This window comes from Bradyrhizobium frederickii, from assembly GCF_004570865.1.
Taxonomy (GTDB): Bacteria; Pseudomonadota; Alphaproteobacteria; order Rhizobiales; family Xanthobacteraceae; genus Bradyrhizobium; species Bradyrhizobium frederickii.
The window spans coordinates 348,228-366,123 of the sequence record NZ_SPQS01000005.1; the positions used below are offsets into that span (position 1 = coordinate 348,228).

Genomic DNA, 17,896 nt, shown 5'->3' on the forward strand with positions numbered 1-17,896 from the left:
CCCTTCACCATCCGAAGGGCCCCAGCGACGAAGCAATCCAGGCTCTTCCTCGGAAAGAATCTGGATTGTTTCGCTGCGCTCCATCTGGGCTACGGCACTACCTCACTTCTGACATTTCGGACACCAGAACGTCGATCGTCCGTTCTGCGTAAACCGCTTGATCGTGCCGCCGCAGCCCGGCGTCGTACATTTCTCGCCCTCGCGGTCATAGACCTTGAACGAGTGTTGGAAATAGCCGAGCTCGCCGGAGGTCTGGCGATGATCGCGCAGACTGGATCCGCCGGCCTTGATGGCATCGTTCAGCACAGTGTGAATCGCGCCGACCAGTCGCTTGGCATGATCGGTCGGCTCGCCCCCGCCGACGCCCTTGCGGCCCTTGGTCGCGAGCGTCGCGGCGATCCGGCGCGGCGACAGATGCGAGCGATGCAGCGCCTCGCAGACATAGATGTTGCCGAGCCCGGCAACCACGCGCTGGTCGAGCAGCGCCGCCTTCAGGCTGGTGGTCTTGCCGGCGCAGGCCCGCGCCAGCATCGCGGCGTCGAATTCGTTGCCGAGCGGCTCGGGACCGAGCCCGCGCAGCAACGGCTCGTCTTCGAGCGCGTTGCGCGCTATCACTTTCATGTAGCCGAAGCGGCGCGGATCGTTGAACACGATGTCGGCGCCGGAGGACATCCGAAACAACACGTGGTCATGCGCGGAATCCTTACCCCGCGGATAGTGAAATTCGCCGGGCACGGCGTCGTTGTCCGGCTTGATGACACGGAACGAGCCCGACATGCCCAGATGCATCAGCAGCACATCGCCGGAGGCAAGGTCCGCCATGAGATATTTTGCCCGGCGGCCGAGCCCCGTGACGACCTGCCCCTGCAGCCGGGCGACGAAATCCGGCTGGAACGGAAAGCGCAGGTCCCGCCGGCGAGCCTCAGCTTTGAGGATCTTTGCGCCCTCCATGACGGGCTGAAGGCCGCGGCGGACGGTCTCGACTTCGGGCAATTCAGGCATGGTCAGGCATTCACCTTATGAGGGCGGTGTGATAGCGCCATTGCGGCGGGCGCGCTATGGTCCGCCCAGTGGAGTAGAGTAATGGATCGGCCGGGCGAAACCACGCATTTTGGCTTCAAAGACGTCCCTCTCGGGGACAAGCAGACGCTGGTGAACGACGTGTTTCACAGCGTGGCGTCGCGCTATGATCTGATGAACGACCTGATGTCCGGCGGCCTGCACCGGGTCTGGAAGGACATCATGATCGCGGCGCTCGACCCGCCCAGAAGCGACCGGCCGTTCGCATTGCTCGACGTCGCCGGCGGCACCGGCGACATCTCGTTCCGCGCCGCCAAGGCCGCGGGTACCGGCTTCCATGCCACCGTCTGCGACATCAACGCGGACATGCTGGCGGTGGGCCGCGAGCGCGCCGTCAGGCGGCATCTCGAAACCCGGGTGGATTTCGTCGAAGGCAATGCCGAAGCGCTTGGCTTCGCCGACCGCAGCTTCGACGCCTATACGATCGCTTTCGGCATTCGCAACGTGCCCCGGATCGATCTGGCGCTACGCGAGGCCTATCGCGTGCTCAAGCCCGGCAGCCGCTTCCTCTGCCTGGAATTCTCCACCGTCGAGATCCCCGGGCTCGATCGCCTCTATGACCTGTTCTCGTTCAAGGTGATCCCGCCGCTCGGCCGCATGATCACGGGCGATGCCGAATCCTACCAATATCTCGTCGAATCGATCCGCAAGTTTCCGAAGCCGAACGCCTTCGCCGACATGATCCGCGACGCCGGCTTTTCCCGCGTCAGCTGGCAGACATTGTCCGGCGGCATCGTCGCACTGCATTCGGGCTGGCGTTTGTGATCTCTGCCTTCACCCACATTTCGCGCCTGATCCGCGCCGCGTTCGTGTTTGCGCGCGAGGGCGTGTTCGGTTCGGTCGATCCGAGCCTGGTGCCGCCGCCGGGACAACTCGCGCTGAAGCTGGCGCGCCTCGTCGAGCGGCGCGGCGTCAAGCACGGCCCACGAATCTCGCGCGCGCTGACGCGGATGGGCCCGGCCTATCTCAAGCTCGGACAATTCCTGGCCACGCGTCCCGACGTCGTCGGCGTCATCATGGCCCGCGACCTCGAAAGCCTGCAGGATCGCCTGCCGCCGTTTCCGCAGGACGAAGCCGAGGCCGCCATCGCGACGTCGCTGGAGCGGCCGCTGAAGGACATCTTCGTGAGCTTCGGGCCGGCCGTCGCGGCCGCCTCGATCGCGCAGGTGCATCGCGGCGAAGTCCTGCATGACGGCATCCGCAAGTCGGTCGCGGTCAAGGTGCTTCGGCCGAACGTCGCCGCGCGTTTCCGCCGCGATCTCTCCGACTTCTTCTTCGTCGCATACAAGGCCGAGACCTACTCGGCGGAAGCGCGGCGGCTGCGCCTGATCGAAGTCATCAACACCATGTCGCGCTCGGTCGCCATGGAGATGGACCTGCGGCTGGAGGCGGCTGCGCTGTCGGAGATGGCGGAGAACACGCGCGACGATCCCGACTTCCGCGTGCCGAGCGTCGACTGGGATCGCACCACGCACAACGTGCTGACGATGGAATGGATCGACGGCATCGCGCTGAACGATCACAAGCGCCTTGCAGAGGCGCGGGTCGACCTGCCCGATCTCGGCCGCAAGGTGATCCAGAGTTTTCTGCGCCACGCGCTGCGCGACGGTTTCTTCCACGCCGACATGCATCCGGGCAATCTGTTCCTCGATGACGCCGGCCGTCTCGTCGCGGTCGATTTCGGCATCATGGGCCGGCTCGGCATGAAGGAGCGGCGCTTCCTCGCCGAAATCCTGCTCGGCTTCATCACCCGGGATTATCGCCGCGTCGCCGAGGTGCATTTCGAGGCGGGCTACGTGCCCGCGCATCACTCGGTCGAGAATTTCGCGCAAGCCATCCGCGCCATCGGCGAGCCGATCCACAATCGCACGGCGGAAGAGATCTCGATGGCGCGGCTGCTGACGCTGCTGCTCGAGGTCACCGGCCTGTTCGACATGAGGACGCGGCCCGAGCTGATCCTGCTCCAGAAGACCATGGTCGTGGTCGAAGGCGTGGCGCGCGGCTTCGATCCCAGGCTCGACATCTGGAAGGTCGCCGACCCTGTGGTGCGCGAATGGATCGAGCGCAATCTCGGACCCGTAGGCCGGGTGCAGGGCGCGCTCGCCGGGACCGGGGACATTGCGCGCGTGCTGATGCGCCTGCCGGAGATCGCCGAGCGATCGGTGAAGGTGCTTGAGCAGCTCGAAACCATGACGCGGGACGGCATCAGGCTGTCGCCGGAGAGCATCGCAGCGATGGGCCGTAGCGAGGGGCGCAAGAACCGTTGGCGCACCGTCGCGCTCTGGATCATCGCCGCAACTTTCATCGGTATCCTGATCGCCGTCCGGAATTTGTGATTGCATTGCAATCACTCGGATGATAGCATCGCTATCATTCCGTGCTGGAGGGCGCCGTGGCAAGCCTGACCATCCGCAAGCTCGACGACACCGTCAAAACCTATTTGCGGCTGCGCTCGGCCAAGAATCGCAGATCGGTCGAGGAAGAGGTCCGGGTCATCCTGCGAGAGCTGATCGAGGGCCGCGAGGAGCCGCTGACGCCGTTCTCGGCGCCGCCAACAGCATCCACTGCCCCGACGCCGCAGCGCACCGGAGCGATTCCCGAGGCCAGCGTCACCCTGATCATCGGCGGCGGCATCGCGGCCTATAAATCGCTGGACCTGATCCGCCGGCTGAAGGAGCGCCGCATCGAGGTCCGCTGTGTGCTGACCAAGGCGGCACAGCAGTTCGTCACGCCGCTGGCGGCGAGCGCGCTGTCGCATGAGCGCGTCTATACCGACCTGTTCGACCCCCAGAGCGAGTTCGACGCCGGACACATTCGCCTCGCGCGCGACTGCGACCTGATCGTGGTGGCGCCGGCCACCGCCGACCTGATGGCGAAGATGGCCAATGGCCATGCCGACGATCTCGCCAGCGCCATCCTGCTTGCGACCAACCGCAAGGTGCTGCTGGCGCCGGCGATGAATCCGCTGATGTGGAGCAATGCGGCCACGCGCCGCAATGTCACCCAGCTTCAGCGCGACGGCGTGGTGCTGATTGGGCCCAATTCCGGCGAGATGGCGGAGGCGGGGGAGGCCGGCGTCGGCCGGATGTCCGAGGCGATCGAGATCGCCAATGCCGCCGAGCGGCTGCTGCGGCCGCCGGTGCCAAAGCCGCTCGCCGGCAAGCGCGTGCTGATCACCGCAGGCCCCACGCACGAACCGATCGATCCGGTGCGCTACATCGCCAACCGCTCCTCCGGCAAGCAGGGCTTTGCCATTGCCGCGGCCGCGCAGGCCGCCGGCGCCGAGGTGATCCTGGTGAGCGGCCCGGTCGATCTCGGCGATCCCGCCGGCGTCACCGTCAAGCATGTCGAATCGGCGCGGCAGATGCTGGAGCAGGTGCAGGCCGCGCTGCCCGCCGACATCGCTATCTTCGCCGCCGCGGTCGCCGATTGGCGCGTCGCCAATGAGGGCGAGCAGAAGCTGAAGAAGACGTCCGCCGGCATGCCGCCGCTGCAACTGGTCGAGAACCCCGACATCCTCGCCACGATCTCCAAGCTGACCGACAAGCGCCCGCCGCTGGTGATCGGCTTTGCCGCCGAGACCGAGCACCTCATCGACAACGCCAAGTCCAAGCTTGCGCGCAAGGGCTGCGACTGGATCGTCGCCAACGACGTCTCGCCCGCCACCGGCGTGATGGGCGGTGACCGCAACACGGTGCATTTGATCAGCCGCAAGAATGGTGAGAAGGACGGCGAGATTACAGTTGATTCCTGGCCGGTGATGACCAAGGAACAGGTCGCCATCGAGCTGGTCGCGCATGTTGCGAAAACCGTGAGCGGCAAATTTCTGGAGCCGGCATCTTGAGCACTGAGGTCACCGTCGAACTGCAGCAACTGGCCCATGCCGACGGCCTGCCATTGCCGGCCTATCAGACTATGGAGGCCGCCGGGCTCGATTTGATGGCGGCGGTGGCGGACAGCGCGCCGCTGACGCTCGCGCCCGGCCAATACGCGCTGGTGCCGACGGGGCTTGCGATCGCCTTGCCGCCCGGGCACGAGGCGCAGGTGCGGCCGCGATCGGGACTCGCCGCCAAGCACGGAGTCACCGTGCTGAACTCGCCGGGCACGATCGACGCGGACTATCGCGGCGAGATCAAGGTGATCCTGATCAATCACGGCGCGGCACCGTTCGTGATCAAGCGCGGCGAGCGCATCGCCCAGATGGTGATCGCGCCCGTGGTGCAGGCCGCGCTGGTTCCCGTCGCCACCTTGTCGGCCACCGATCGCGGCGCCGGCGGCTTCGGCTCGACCGGCCGCTGATACAGCCGCGAGTTGGCTTCACCTCTCCCGCTTGCGGGAGAGGTCGCGGAGCGAAGCGACGCGGGTGAGGGCTCTTGCCTCTGGGGGCGCCCCATTGCGGAGATTGCCCGCTAACACACGGCAATCTCAGCCGAATCATCCCGAAGAAATACGTGATGGGGAACACCGCCGCCCGCATTTTTTAGGGGCCATCTTTACGTTCACGATCTGGACTCTTACCGGCGGAGTCACGGTGAGAGTATTGTCTTTTGATTCGCGCGCGACGGGGGTTCGCCGCGCGCAAATTCGTGCGGTCTTGGGGCAACTATGTCAGGCGTGATCGTGTCGATACGTCGGACGCTGCTGTCGTGCACATCGCTTGCGCGCAACGGCTTGTTGGGAGGCGCTCTCGCAGCGCTGCTGCCGGCTGCGCCGGCCGAGGCCGCCGACCTCATCGACACCCTCTCCATCATGCTGGATTTCAACCGGCAGGAACTCGCGGTGCTCGCCACCGCGCTGGCTCTGCTCGGCTTCTCGGTGATGGCCGCGATCCTGTTGATGCGCACGCGGGTGCGGACGGCGAAGAACGAGGCGCGGCTGCGCGCCCGAATCGGGGAACTCCAGCTCCAGGCCGACCGCTTCGGCGCGCTGCTGTTCGCCGAGCCGCAGATTCTGATCTCCTGGCCGGCCGGCGACAATCGCGCCCAGATCTCCGGCGACATCTCCATGGTGCTGCCGCGCGATTCTTCGCCGCAACGCGTGCTCGCATTCGGAACCTGGCTGCCGCCGGAACCCGCGCTGCAGATGGACCATGCGGTCGACGCCCTGCGTGACCGCGGCGACGGGTTCCAGCTGACGCTGAGCACCGCGCACGGCCATACGCTGGAAGCGATCGGCCGCGCCATCGGCGGCCAGGCCATCGTCCGGATTCGCGAACTTTCGGGGCTGCGCCGCGAGCTGGCCGAGACCCATCTGCGCTATAACGCGCTCTCCGACGAGACCGAGATGCTGCGCGGCTTTGCCGCCGCCGCACCCTGGCCGATCTGGGCCAAGGGCGAGAACGGCGCGCTGACCTACGCCAACCCCGCCTATGTCCGTGCGACCGAGGCGAACAGCGTCACCGACGCGCAGGAGCGCAAGCTCGAGCTGCTCGACAGCGCCGACCGCACCGCGATGGAGCGGGGCCTGAAAGAGGCGGCCAATTTCAACGCGCGGTTGCCGATCGTGATCGGCGGCGAGCGCCGTATTTACGACGTGCGCGCCGTCAATGTCGGCAGCGGCAGCGTCGGCGTCGCTATCGATGCCAGCGAGGCGGATGGGCTCAGCGCGGCGCTGGTGCGCATGGCCGAGGCGCATCGCCGCACGCTCGACCAGCTCTCCTCCGGCGTGGCCGTGTTCGACGGCCAGCGTCGCCTGGCCTTCTACAACGATTCCTACCGCCGGCTGTGGGACCTCGACCGCAGCTTCCTCGACGCCCATCCGGACGATTCCAGCGTGCTCGACCAGCTCCGCGCCGCGCGCAAGCTGCCGGAGCAGCCGGACTTCCGGGCCTGGAAGGCCAAGCTGCACGAAGCCTATCGCGCGGTCGAGACCGCGAAGGAGACCTGGTATCTGCCCGACGGCCGCGCGCTCTCGGTCGTCACCACGCCGAACCCGGAAGGCGGCGTCACCTATCTGTTCGACGACGTCACCGAGAGCCTCGACCTCGCCCGCCGCTTCGACGGCCTGATCCGCGTCCAGCGCGAGACCCTGGACAGCCTCGCCGAGGGCGTCGCGGTGTTCGGCAGCAACGGCAAGGCGCAGCTGTTCAACCCGGCCTTCGTCCGGATGTGGAAGCTGTCGAGCGACGCCATGCGCGACGAGCCGCACATCCAGACCGTGGAAGGCTGGTGCCATCAGCTGTTCGACGACCCCGCGGTCTGGCGCCAGATTCGCGAGGCCATCACCTCGATCGAGAACCGCGCCGACGTCCCGCTCAAGCTGGAGCGCAAGGACGGCAGCGTGCTCGACGGCATGATCCGCCCACTGCACGACGGCGCCACCATGCTGACGTTCCAGGACATCACCGACACCGAGAACGTCGAGCGCGCGCTACGCGAGCGCAACGAGGCGTTGGAGGCCGCCGACCAGATGAAGGTGGATTTCGTCCACCACGTCTCCTACGAGCTGCGCTCGCCGCTCACCACCATCATCGGCTTCGCGCATTTCCTCAGCGATCCCTCGACCGGGCCGCTGACGCCGAAACAGGCCGAATATCTCGACTACGTCACCAAATCGACCAACGCGCTGCTTGCACTCACCAACAACATCCTCGATCTCGCCACCATCGATGCCGGCGCGATGAAGCTGGAACTCGGACCCGTCGACGTCAGCAAGGCCATCGAGCTCGCGGCCGAGGGCATCCAGGACCGGCTCGCCACCGACCGCATCCGCCTCAAGGTCGAGATCGCGCCCGATGTCGGCAGCTTCGTCGGCGACGAGAAGCGCGTGGTGCAGGTGCTCTATAACCTCCTCGCCAACGCCATCGGGTTTTCTCCACAGGATTCCACCGTCGGCATCAGCGCGCGGCGCACCGAGCGCAGCGTGGTCTTCACCGTGACAGATTCCGGGCCTGGAATACCTGCCGACATGAAGGACAAGGTGTTCAACTGGTTCGAAAGCCGCTCGCAGGGCTCGCGTCATCGCGGCGCCGGCCTCGGCCTGTCGCTGGTGCGCTCCTTCGTCGAGCTGCATGGCGGCAAGGTACGGGTGGATTCGATCGTCGGCCGCGGCACGGTCGTGATCTGCGATTTCCCGACCGACCAGGCGGCGCATCGCGACGCCGCCGAATGACAGAACCCACCAAACTCTCCGTCGCACTCCACAACGAAACGGCCACCGCGCAATTGATGGCCGACCTCGCGCTTCTGGTCGGCGCCGGCGACGTCATCACGCTCACCGGCGATCTCGGCGCCGGCAAGACTGCGGCGGCGCGCAGCCTGATCCGCTATCTCGCCGGCGACGAGGAGCTGGAGGTGCCGAGCCCGACCTTCACGCTGGTGCAGGGCTACGAGCTGCCGCCCTTCCCGGTGCTGCATGCCGATCTCTACCGCGTCGAGGACGAGAGCGAGCTCGAGGAGATCGGGCTGTCGCCGCTGCCCGATGCCACGCTGGTCCTGATCGAATGGCCGGAGCGTGCACCGTCGGCGATGCCGCAGGACCGTATCGACATCGCGCTGACGCACCGGCCGGCACTGGGATCGAGCGCACGCGCGGCCGACATCACGGGCTACGGCAAGAGCGCGGCCGTCGTGGCACGACTGAAGGTGTTGCGCGAATTCCTCGACGCGTCCGGTTACATGGACGCAACGCGCAGGCGCATGGCCGGGGATGCTTCGACGCGCTCCTATGCCCGCCTGTTGCACGACGACGAGGTCGTCATCCTGATGAACTTCCCGCAGCGGCCCGATGGCGCTGCGATGTACAACGGGAAATCCTACAGCGCCGCCGTGCATCTCGCCGAGAACGTCAAGCCGTTCGTGGCCATCGACGAAGGCCTGCGTGCGCAGGGACTCTCGGCGCCGGCGATCCATCATTTCGATCTCGACCACGGTTTCCTGATCTCCGAGGATTTCGGCAGCGAAGGCGTGATCGAGGGCGATCCGCCCCGCCCGATTGTCGAGCGTTACGAGGCCGCGATTGACGTGCTGGCCGCCCTGCACGGCAAGACGCTGCCGGAGACGTTGCCACTCGACGGGCAGACCTACGCCATTCCCGTCTTCGACATCGAGGCGATGCTGATCGAGATCGGGTTGATGCCGGAATGGTATCTGCCCGACCGCAACGCACCGCTCGCCGACGAGAAGCGCGCGGAATTTTTTGCGATGTGGCGCGAGCTTTTGGAGAAGCCGCTAGCGGCACCGCGGACGTGGATCATCCGCGACTATCATTCGCCCAATCTGATCTGGCTCGGCAATCGCACCGGCATCGAGCGCGTCGGCGTAATCGATTTCCAGGACGCCGTGCTCGGGCCGCAATCCTACGACGTGGTGTCGCTGCTCCAGGACGCCCGCATCGACGTGCCCGAAAGCATCGAGCTGACGCTGCTGTCGCGTTACATCAAGGCGCGCCGTGCCGCCGACGCCGGTTTTGACGCGGCCGGCTTCGCCGAGCTCTACGCCATCATGTCGGCACAGCGGAACACGCGCCTGCTCGGCACTTTCGCGCGCCTCAACCGCCGCGACGGCAAGCCGCATTATTTGCGCCATCAGCCGCGGATCTGGACCTATCTCCAGCGTTCGCTGGCCCATCCCGCGCTGGGCTCCTTGCGCGACTGGTATCTCGCCAACGTGCCGCCCCCTCAAGGCTGATCTGGAGCATGATCCGGAAAAGTGCGCAGCGGTTTTCCGAAAAGATCATGCTCAAACAACAACCTAAAGCGCCATGACGATCCTGATCTCATCGCGCTTCAGGCCCGGTTTACCGGCCGTTAGCCAAGATGTCGCTATTCTGACGGCGAGGCAGCCGGTTCATTACGGGGCTGGAGCAAGGCAGATGGCGGCGAAAGCGGATCAGCGCGGAAATAGCAGGGTTATTTTCGAGCGTGGGATTCCGGCCCAGATGATGGGAATCGACGGGACCTGGCGGCGCGAATGCACCATGGAAGACGTCTCCGATAGCGGCGCCAAGCTGACCATCGACGGCTCGGTCGAGGGCCTGCATCTGAAAGAGTTCTTTCTGCTGCTGTCGTCCACCGGGCTGGCCTACCGGCGCTGCGAGCTTGCCTGGGTCAATGGCGACCAGATCGGCGTCAATTTCCTCAAGGTGGGTGACAAGAAGAAAAAGGCCCGTTCCACAGCCGTCGGGGCATGACGGCAACACCCGTCGTACAACCGTCACGGCGGGTGGCTAAGGCGGTTGAGATGCGGTGCGGCTGGTCTAACCTCGTGCTAGGATTGCTGCGAACGCGAAAGGTCTGAGAAAGCGAAGGATGTCCGTCAAACCGACCAAAGCCATGGTGCTCGCCGCGGGGTTCGGCCTGCGCATGCGTCCGCTGACGGACAAGATGCCGAAACCGATGGTGCCTGTGGCCGGCCAGCCGCTGCTCGACCACGTGCTCGACAAGCTCGCCCGGGCCGGCGTGACCGAGGCCGTGGTCAACGTGCATTACCTGCCGGACCAGATCATCGATCACGTCGCATCGCGCCAGCATCCGCGCGTGACCATCTCGGACGAGCGCGATCAGGTGCTCGGCACCGGCGGCGGCGTGGTCAAGGCGCTGCCGCTGCTCGGCGATGCGCCGTTCTTCCATGTCAATTCCGACACGCTCTGGATCGACGGCGTGCGCTCGAACCTGACGCGGCTTGCCGAAAATTTCGACCCCGCGCGCATGGACATCCTGCTGCTGATGGCGCCGACCGCGACCAGTATCGGCTATAGCGGCCGCGGCGATTACGGCATGCTGCCCGACGGGGCCTTGCGCAAGCGCAAGGAAAAAGAGGTCGTTCCGTTCGTCTATGCGGGCGCGGCGATCCTGTCGCCGTCGATCTTCGAGGGCGCGCCGGAGGGCGAGTTCTCGCTGACCAAGATGTTCGACCGCGCCAACGAGCAGGAGCGGCTGTTCGGCCTGCGTCTCGACGGCGTCTGGATGCACGTCGGCACGCCCGATGCCGTGCATGCCGCGGAAGAGGCGTTTCTGGAGAGCGTGGCGTAGGGCCCCGCGAAGGCGGGGCATCCAGTACGCCGCGGCCTCTGGGGTCAAACTCCATCGCCTCTGGAATACTGGATCATCCGCCTTCGCGGATGATGACACCTGTCCAGCCTGGCGAACAGCGGGGACTACTCGCGTGAACCCATGACCATTTGACCCCGCCTCCCTATATTGCCTGATCTTTCGAATCAGGCAGCTCATGCGCGTTTTCAGCGTTCCCATCTCAGTTCCGTTCCTGCGCACGGTCGTCACGGCCCTGCTCGAGGGACGGCTGGTCGAGGGATTCGAGGCGCGCAAGGAACCGGCGCGGCTTGCCGATGCCACGCTGTATCTGCCGACCCGACGCGCCATGCGCGTCGTCCGCGAGATTTTCCTCGACGAGATGAAGGCCGATGCAGTGGTGCTGCCGCGCATCGTCGCGCTCGGCGACATCGACGAGGACGAGCTCGCTTTCGCCGGTGAAGGCGAACAGTTCTCGGGCGCGACGCCGCTCGACATTCCGCCGCGGCTCGGCGAGCTCGAACGGCGACTGACATTGGCGCGGCTGGTCGCGGCCTGGGCCAAGGGTCCGGTGCTGGCGCCGCTGGTGGTCGGCGGGCCCGCCTCGACGCTGGCGCTCGCCGGCGACCTCGCGCGCCTGATCGACGACATGGTCACGCGCGGCGTCGACTGGAATGCGCTCGACGGCCTCGTGCCTGATAACCTCGATCGCTACTGGCAGCACTCGCTCGAGTTCCTGCGCATCGCGCGCATCGCCTGGCCCGGTCATCTTGCCGAAATCAACCGGATCGAGCCGGCGGCACGGCGCGATCTCCTGATCGCGGCGGAAGCCAAACGGCTGACCGCGCATCCGAACGGGCCTGTGATCGCGGCGGGCTCGACCGGCTCGATGCCCGCGACGGCAAAATTCCTGCACGCCGTCGCAGCGCTGCCGCATGGCGCCGTGGTGCTGCCCGGCCTCGACACCGATCTCGACGACGACGCCTGGCGGACCATCGGCGGCGTGCGCGATGCGCTCGGCAAATTCGTCGAGCACCCGGCCTCGAACCATCCGCAATATGCCATGCACGCGCTGTTGCAGCGCTTCGGCATCAAGCGCAGCGACGTCGAGATCCTTCAGCCACCGGCCGAAGGCGGCCGCGACCTGCTCGCCTCCGAATCGATGCGCCCCTCCGCCAAGACGGAAGTCTGGCACGACCGGCTGAAGCAGCCGGATGTTGCCGCGAAGATCGCAGGCGGCATGACCAAGCTCGCGGTCGTCGAAGCCCCCAATCCTGAAATGGAAGCCCTCGCCATCGCGATTGCCATGCGCGAGGCAAGGCATCTCGACAAGACGGCCGCGCTGGTGACGCCCGACCGCGCGCTGGCGCGACGGGTAATGGCCGCGCTCACCCGGTGGGGCCTCAGTTTCGACGATTCCGGCGGCGACGTCCTGATGGAAACCTCCGCCGGAATCTTCGCACGCCTCGCGGCAGAGGCGGCGACGAAGGGATTGGAGCCGCCGACGCTGCTGGCGCTGCTGAAGCATCCGCTCTGCCGGCTCGGCCGCGCGCCCGGCGCGTGGAAGGCGGCGATCGAGGGCCTGGAGCTGGCGGTCTTGCGCGGCACGCGTCCGCCTGCCGGCACGGCCGGCCTCCTGCGCGAATTCAACCGCTTTCGCGAGGAGCTTGCCAAACTGTGGCGCAGCGAGGTCTCCGCGCTGCACCGCGCCGAGCCGCGCGCACGTCTCAAGGCCGAGGATCTCGATCGCATCCAGGGCCTGATCGACGCCCTGCAAAAAGCGCTGGCGCCGATCGAGAGCATGGCGTCATCGAAGCCATATGACTTCGCCGAGCTCGCGCACCGGCACCGCGAGATCATGATCGAGCTGGCGCGCGACGAGCAGGGCATCCCGCTCGCCTTCGAGGACCGCGAGGGCCTCGCGCTCGCTGCCGCCTTCGACGATCTGCTGCGCGGCGGCACGACCAGCGGATTGATGGTGCCGCTGCCGGACTATCCGGACGTCTTCCAGACCGCGTTCAGCGATCGCGCGGTGCGGCGGCCGGACAGACCAGGCGCGCGGCTGCAGATCTACGGCCCGCTGGAATCTCGCCTGATGCAGGCCGATCGCATCATCGTCGGCGGTCTGATCGAAGGCGTCTGGCCGCCGGCGCCGCGCATCGATCCCTGGCTGAGCCGGCCGATGCGGCATGAGCTTGGGCTCGACCTGCCGGAGCGCCGCATCGGCCTCTCCGCGCACGACTTCGCGCAACTGCTCGGCGGCGACGAGGTGATCCTCACCCATTCCGCCAAGGCCGGCGGCGCACCCGCGGTGGCTTCGCGCTTCCTGCACCGGCTGGAGGCGGTCGCGGGAGACGATTTCTGGAAGGCGGCGATCCGCGCCGGTGAAAAATACGTGCAGTTCGCGGGCGCGCTGGATCAGCCCGACAAGGTCGAGCCGATCAAGCAGCCCGAGCCACGGCCGCCGCGCGCGACGCGACCGCTCAAGATGTCGGTGACCGCGATCGAGGACTGGCTGCGCGATCCCTACACGATCTACGCAAAACACATTCTGCGGCTGGATGCGCTCGATCCGGTCGACATGCCGCTCTCGGCAGCCGACCGCGGCTCGGCGATCCACGAAGCCATCGGCGAGTTCACCGAAATCTATGCAACGCGTCTGCCCGACGATCCCTCGCGCGTGCTGCGCACGATCGGCGAAAAGCATTTCGCGCCGTTGATGGAACGGCCCGAGGCGCGGGCATTGTGGTGGCCACGGTTCCAGCGCATCGCGCGCTGGTTCGGCGAATGGGAGACGGCGCGGCGGGATGCGATCGAGGCGATCATGGCCGAGACAAGGGGCGAGATCTCGATCCGGCTCGACAATGCGCGCACGTTCTATCTGTCTGCGCGCGCCGATCGCATCGAGCGGCGCCAGGGCGGCGGCTATGCCATCCTCGACTACAAGACCGGACAGCCGCCGACCGGCAAGCAGGTCCGCATGGGCCTGTCGCCGCAGCTGACGCTGGAGGCGGCGATCCTGCGCGAAGGCGGCTTTCCGGATATCGACGCGGGTTCGTCGGTTAGCCAGCTCGTCTATGTCCGCCTCAGCGGCAACAACCCGCCGGGCGAGGAGCGCATCCTCGAGCTCAAGTACAAGCAGGGCGACGAGCCGCAGCCGCCGGATACGGCGGCCGCTGAGGCAAGGGCGAAGCTGGAGGCGCTGATCCGTGCTTTTGAAGACGAGAATCAGCCCTACACCTCGCTGAACCTGCCGATGTGGACCAACCGCTACGGCGCCTATGACGATCTCGCCCGGATCAAGGAATGGTCCGCGGCCGGCGGATTGGGGATCGAGGAATGGTGAAGGCGCCGCGCCCCATCCCGGATGAAGTGCGTGGGCGGCAGGCGCGCGCATCGGACCCGACCGCCTCGGCTTTCGTGTCGGCCAATGCCGGCTCCGGCAAGACCCATGTGCTGGTGCAGCGCGTGATCCGCCTGCTGCTGGCGGGCGTGCCGCCCGAAAAGATCCTCTGCATCACCTTCACCAAGGCCGCCGCGGCCAACATGGCCGAGCGCGTGTTCACCACACTCGGGCATTGGGTGACGCTGGATGATGCCGGGCTCGATGCCGCCATCCGCGCCGTCGGCATCCCGCATCCGAGCGCAAAGCTGCGGCGCGAGGCACGGAAGCTATTCGCCTGCGCGCTGGAGACCCCGGGCGGGCTGAAGGTGCAGACCATCCATGCGCTGTGCACCCGCCTGCTCCAGCAGTTTCCGTTCGAGGCCAATGTGCCCGCGCGGTTTTCCGTGATCGACGAGCGCGACCAGACGGACATGATGGAGCGCGCCAATCTGAAGGTCTTGCTGGAGGCCGCGCGCGATCCGGACAGCGTCACCGGCCGCGCCTTGCTGACCGCGATGGCGAGCGCCGCGGACGTCACCTTCAAGGAGGTCGTACGCGAGGCCTGTCTCAGCCGCGATCATTTCATGGCCTGGACCGACGAGGCCGGCAATGCGGAAGCCGCCGCTGCGCAGATGGCGAGCGTGTTGGGCGTCGATGCAAGCGACCGCATCGAGGACGTCGAGAGCGAGATTCTTGATGGGCCCTACCTGCCGCGCTCGCGCTGGGACGACATCGCGTTTGCGTTGGAGGACGGCAGCAAGTCCGACAACGATCAGGCCGGCCGGCTGCGCGAGGCCAAGATGTTTTCCGGCGGCGCGCAGGTCGATGCCTATCTGTGCGTCTTCCTCACGGACGACAAGCTGCCGCGCAAGGCGGTGCTGACCAAGAAGTTTTGCGATCACAATCCGGCCGTCGCCCGCCTGTTCGAGAACGAGGCGCAGCGCGTCAGCGGATTGGTCGAGAAGCGCCGCGCCGTGACCATGCGCGACCGCACGGCGGCCCTGCTGCACATCGCAACCGCCGCCGCCGCGAACTACCGCCGCGAGAAGCAGGAGCGCGGCCTGCTCGACTACGACGATCTCATCGACAAGACGCTGGCGATGCTCGACCGCGTCGCTTCGGGTTGGGTGCACTACAAGCTCGACCGCGGCGTCGATCACGTCCTGATCGACGAAGCCCAGGACACCAGCCCGCGGCAATGGGACATCGTCGCCCACATCATCTCGGAATTCACCGCCGGGGAAGGCGCGCGCGAGGGGCTGAACCGCACCATCTTCGCGGTCGGCGACGAGAAGCAGTCGATCTTCTCATTCCAGGGCGCGGCGCCGCACGAATTCGATGCGCGCCGGCGCGAGCTGCACCGCAAGTTCACCGCCGCCGGGCTGAAATTCGATCCCGTCGCCTTCACCTATTCGTTCCGCTCGGGCGCGACGATCCTGCACTCGGTCGACCACGTCTTCCGCGATCCGCAGATCTACAAGAGCATCCATTCGGTCGAGATCGGCCATCCCCTGCACAATGCGCTCGCTGACGCCGGCCCCAGCATGATCGAGCTGTGGGATCTTGCCGAGGCCGACGACCGGCAGGACATCGAGGGCTGGCGCGCCCCGTTCGACGGCGTCGCCGTCACCAGCCCCGAGGTCAAGCTTGCGCGCCGCATCCAGGCCGAGATCAAGCGGCTGGTCGAGAGCGGCACGCTGACGGGACACGAAGGCGAGCGCCGGCCGCTGCGTTACGGCGACATGCTGATCCTGGTGCGCCGGCGCGGCAATGCGTTCGACGCCGTGATCCAGGCGCTGAAGCACGCTGGCGTCCCGGTCGCCGGCGCCGACCGACTCAAGCTCACCGAGCATATTGGCATCATCGACCTGATGAACCTCGCCGATGCATTGCTGCTGCCGCAGGATGATCTCGCGCTGGCGGTGGCGCTGAAGAGCCCGCTGTTCGGGCTCGACGACGACGACCTGTTCCAGTTGGCCCATGGCCGCAAGGGATCGCTGCGCCGCGCGCTCGGCGAACACGCGGCAGCAAGCGAGAAGTTCGCGACCGCGTTGCGCCGCCTCGAAGCCTGCGAGATGCGTGCGCGCGAGGAGACGCCGTTCGCCTTCTACGCCTGGCTGTTAGGGGGCGACGGCGGGCGCGCGCGCATCCTGCGCCGGCTCGGTCACGAGGCCAACGACGCGCTCGACGAGTTCCTCGAGCTGGCGCTGAACTACGAGCGCAAGGCACCGGCCTCGCTGCAGGGCTTCATGGCCTGGCTGCGTTCGGCTGACACCGAGGTTAAACGCGACATGGAGATCTCGCGCGACGAGGTGCGGGTGATGACCGTGCACGGCGCCAAGGGCCTCGAAGCCTCGGTCGTGTTCATGGTGGACACCACGTCGTCGCCCGCGGACTCCCAGCGTCTGCGCCTGATTCACGTGCCCCGCGGCAATGGCGGCGAGGTGGTGGTCTGGGCCGGGCGCAAGGCTGACGATCCCAAGCCGGTCGCGGAGGCGCGCAAGGCGATGATCGAGGAGACCGAGGACGAATATCGCCGCCTGCTCTATGTCGCGATGACGCGCGCGGCCGACCGCCTGATCGTCGGCGGTTGCATGCCGGGCAACATGAAGACGGTCCGCAAGCTGAGCTGGTATGACCTGGTCGACACCGGGCTCGCCGGCTCGAGCCTGGACAAGCAGGTGATCGAGACGCCGCTCGGCAAGGTCACCCGATTCGCCCGGCCGGAGGACGTCGCGGCGCTGGGCACGCCGACGGCGTCCGTCGATCAGACCATCGCCCTGCCCGACTGGCTGCGGACGCCGGCACCACACGAGACCGTCGACGATGACCTGGTCCGCCCGTCCGGTCAGCCGGCCGAGGAGGGCCGCAGCGTACGCTCAGGCGAATCGGTGCAGTCGCGCGCGCTGGCGCTGCAACGCGGCACGCTGGTGCACCGTCTCCTGCAATCCCTGCCGGATATCGCAACCGAACGCCGCCGCGAGGCGGCACTCGGCTTCATGGCCCGCAATGCCGCGGACTGGACCGAGGCTGACCGCGCCGCGCTGGCCGACAAGGTGCTCGGCTTGATTTCGGACCCGCGCGTTGCGCCGGTCTTTGCCACCGGCAGCCGGGCGGAAGTCGCCATCGCCGGCAGGCTGGAGCGGCCGGGCCGCCCTCCGGCCTTGGTGTCGGGGCAGATCGACCGGCTGGTCGTTCGCCCGGATGAGGTCTTGATCGTCGATTTCAAGACCAACCAGGCCGCGCCCAGGAGCGCCGGCGAGGCGCCTGCGGCCTATGTCCGGCAGCTGGCGCTGTACCGGGCGGTGCTATCGCGGCTTTATCCCCAGACCCCGATCCGGGCCGTCCTGCTCTGGACCGAGGCCCTTGAATATATGGAGATTTCAGCCCCCGCGCTGGACGCGGCGCTGGCATCCCTTCATCTCGGCGTGAGCGTCCTTGACCCGGCAAGGGGCCGTTCATAG

At 66.9% G+C, this 17,896-nt stretch carries 11 protein-coding genes; 10 read left to right on the plus strand and 1 reads right to left on the minus strand.

Annotated features, from left to right (window positions below; all coding sequences use genetic code 11):
• Positions 1–102: 102 nt before the first annotated feature.
• Complete coding sequence (gene mutM / locus E4K64_RS11375; protein WP_135163585.1) at positions 103–1,002, minus strand: bifunctional DNA-formamidopyrimidine glycosylase/DNA-(apurinic or apyrimidinic site) lyase; 900 nt, start codon at positions 1,000–1,002, stop codon at positions 103–105.
• Positions 1,003–1,083: 81 nt separating this feature from the next.
• On the opposite strand from mutM, the gene ubiE reads away from it, so the two are divergent.
• From ubiE to addA, 10 genes are all read left to right on the plus strand, one after another.
• Positions 1,084–1,845: a bifunctional demethylmenaquinone methyltransferase/2-methoxy-6-polyprenyl-1,4-benzoquinol methylase UbiE gene (ubiE, locus tag E4K64_RS11380; RefSeq protein WP_135163586.1), complete on the plus strand. Its 762-nt coding sequence runs from the start codon at positions 1,084–1,086 to the stop codon at positions 1,843–1,845.
• Entirely contained in the window at positions 1,842–3,416 is a 1,575-nt protein-coding gene (gene ubiB, locus E4K64_RS11385) for a 2-polyprenylphenol 6-hydroxylase (RefSeq protein ID WP_135163587.1), read from the plus strand. The genes ubiE and ubiB overlap by 4 nt, the downstream gene beginning before the upstream one ends.
• Before the next feature lie 56 nt (positions 3,417–3,472).
• Positions 3,473–4,924 carry a bifunctional phosphopantothenoylcysteine decarboxylase/phosphopantothenate--cysteine ligase CoaBC gene (gene coaBC, locus E4K64_RS11390; protein ID WP_135163588.1) on the plus strand — a complete coding sequence of 484 codons (1,452 nt, stop codon included), beginning with the start codon at positions 3,473–3,475 and terminating at the stop codon, positions 4,922–4,924.
• Complete coding sequence (dut, locus tag E4K64_RS11395) at positions 4,921–5,379, plus strand: dUTP diphosphatase (protein ID WP_135163589.1); 459 nt, start codon at positions 4,921–4,923, stop codon at positions 5,377–5,379. The genes coaBC and dut overlap by 4 nt, the downstream gene beginning before the upstream one ends.
• 306 nt (positions 5,380–5,685) lie before the next feature.
• On the plus strand, positions 5,686–8,190 hold the full coding sequence (locus E4K64_RS11400) for a sensor histidine kinase (protein WP_135163590.1): 2,505 nt from the start codon (positions 5,686–5,688) through the stop codon (positions 8,188–8,190).
• Entirely contained in the window at positions 8,187–9,707 is a 1,521-nt protein-coding gene (gene tsaE, locus E4K64_RS11405) for a tRNA (adenosine(37)-N6)-threonylcarbamoyltransferase complex ATPase subunit type 1 TsaE (protein ID WP_135163591.1), read from the plus strand. Before E4K64_RS11400 ends, tsaE begins: the two co-directional genes overlap by 4 nt.
• A gap of 184 nt (positions 9,708–9,891) precedes the next feature.
• Positions 9,892–10,209, plus strand: coding sequence for a PilZ domain-containing protein (locus tag E4K64_RS11410; RefSeq protein ID WP_135163592.1), 318 nt, complete (start codon positions 9,892–9,894; stop codon positions 10,207–10,209).
• A gap of 118 nt (positions 10,210–10,327) precedes the next feature.
• Positions 10,328–11,050, plus strand: a complete 723-nt coding sequence (locus E4K64_RS11415; protein ID WP_135163593.1) for a nucleotidyltransferase family protein — start codon at positions 10,328–10,330, stop codon at positions 11,048–11,050.
• A gap of 196 nt (positions 11,051–11,246) precedes the next feature.
• Positions 11,247–14,393 carry a double-strand break repair protein AddB gene (addB, locus tag E4K64_RS11420; RefSeq protein ID WP_135163594.1) on the plus strand — a complete coding sequence of 1,049 codons (3,147 nt, stop codon included), beginning with the start codon at positions 11,247–11,249 and terminating at the stop codon, positions 14,391–14,393.
• Complete coding sequence (gene addA, locus E4K64_RS11425; RefSeq protein WP_167771946.1) at positions 14,387–17,896, plus strand: double-strand break repair helicase AddA; 3,510 nt, start codon at positions 14,387–14,389, stop codon at positions 17,894–17,896. Before addB ends, addA begins: the two co-directional genes overlap by 7 nt.

What these genes read in the sequence shown, in the direction of transcription:
- mutM (WP_135163585.1), bottom strand. Translation starts at nt 1,002, where the DNA reads ATGCCTGAATTGCCCGAAGTCGAGACCGTCCGCCGCGGCCTTCAGCCC.
- tsaE (WP_135163591.1), top strand. Translation starts at nt 8,187, where the DNA reads ATGACAGAACCCACCAAACTCTCCGTCGCACTCCACAACGAAACGGCC.
- addA (WP_167771946.1), top strand. Translation starts at nt 14,387, where the DNA reads ATGGTGAAGGCGCCGCGCCCCATCCCGGATGAAGTGCGTGGGCGGCAG.
- E4K64_RS11410 (WP_135163592.1), top strand. Translation starts at nt 9,892, where the DNA reads ATGGCGGCGAAAGCGGATCAGCGCGGAAATAGCAGGGTTATTTTCGAG.
- ubiE (WP_135163586.1), top strand. Translation starts at nt 1,084, where the DNA reads ATGGATCGGCCGGGCGAAACCACGCATTTTGGCTTCAAAGACGTCCCT.
- E4K64_RS11415 (WP_135163593.1), top strand. Translation starts at nt 10,328, where the DNA reads ATGTCCGTCAAACCGACCAAAGCCATGGTGCTCGCCGCGGGGTTCGGC.
- addB (WP_135163594.1), top strand. Translation starts at nt 11,247, where the DNA reads ATGCGCGTTTTCAGCGTTCCCATCTCAGTTCCGTTCCTGCGCACGGTC.
- E4K64_RS11400 (WP_135163590.1), top strand. Translation starts at nt 5,686, where the DNA reads ATGTCAGGCGTGATCGTGTCGATACGTCGGACGCTGCTGTCGTGCACA.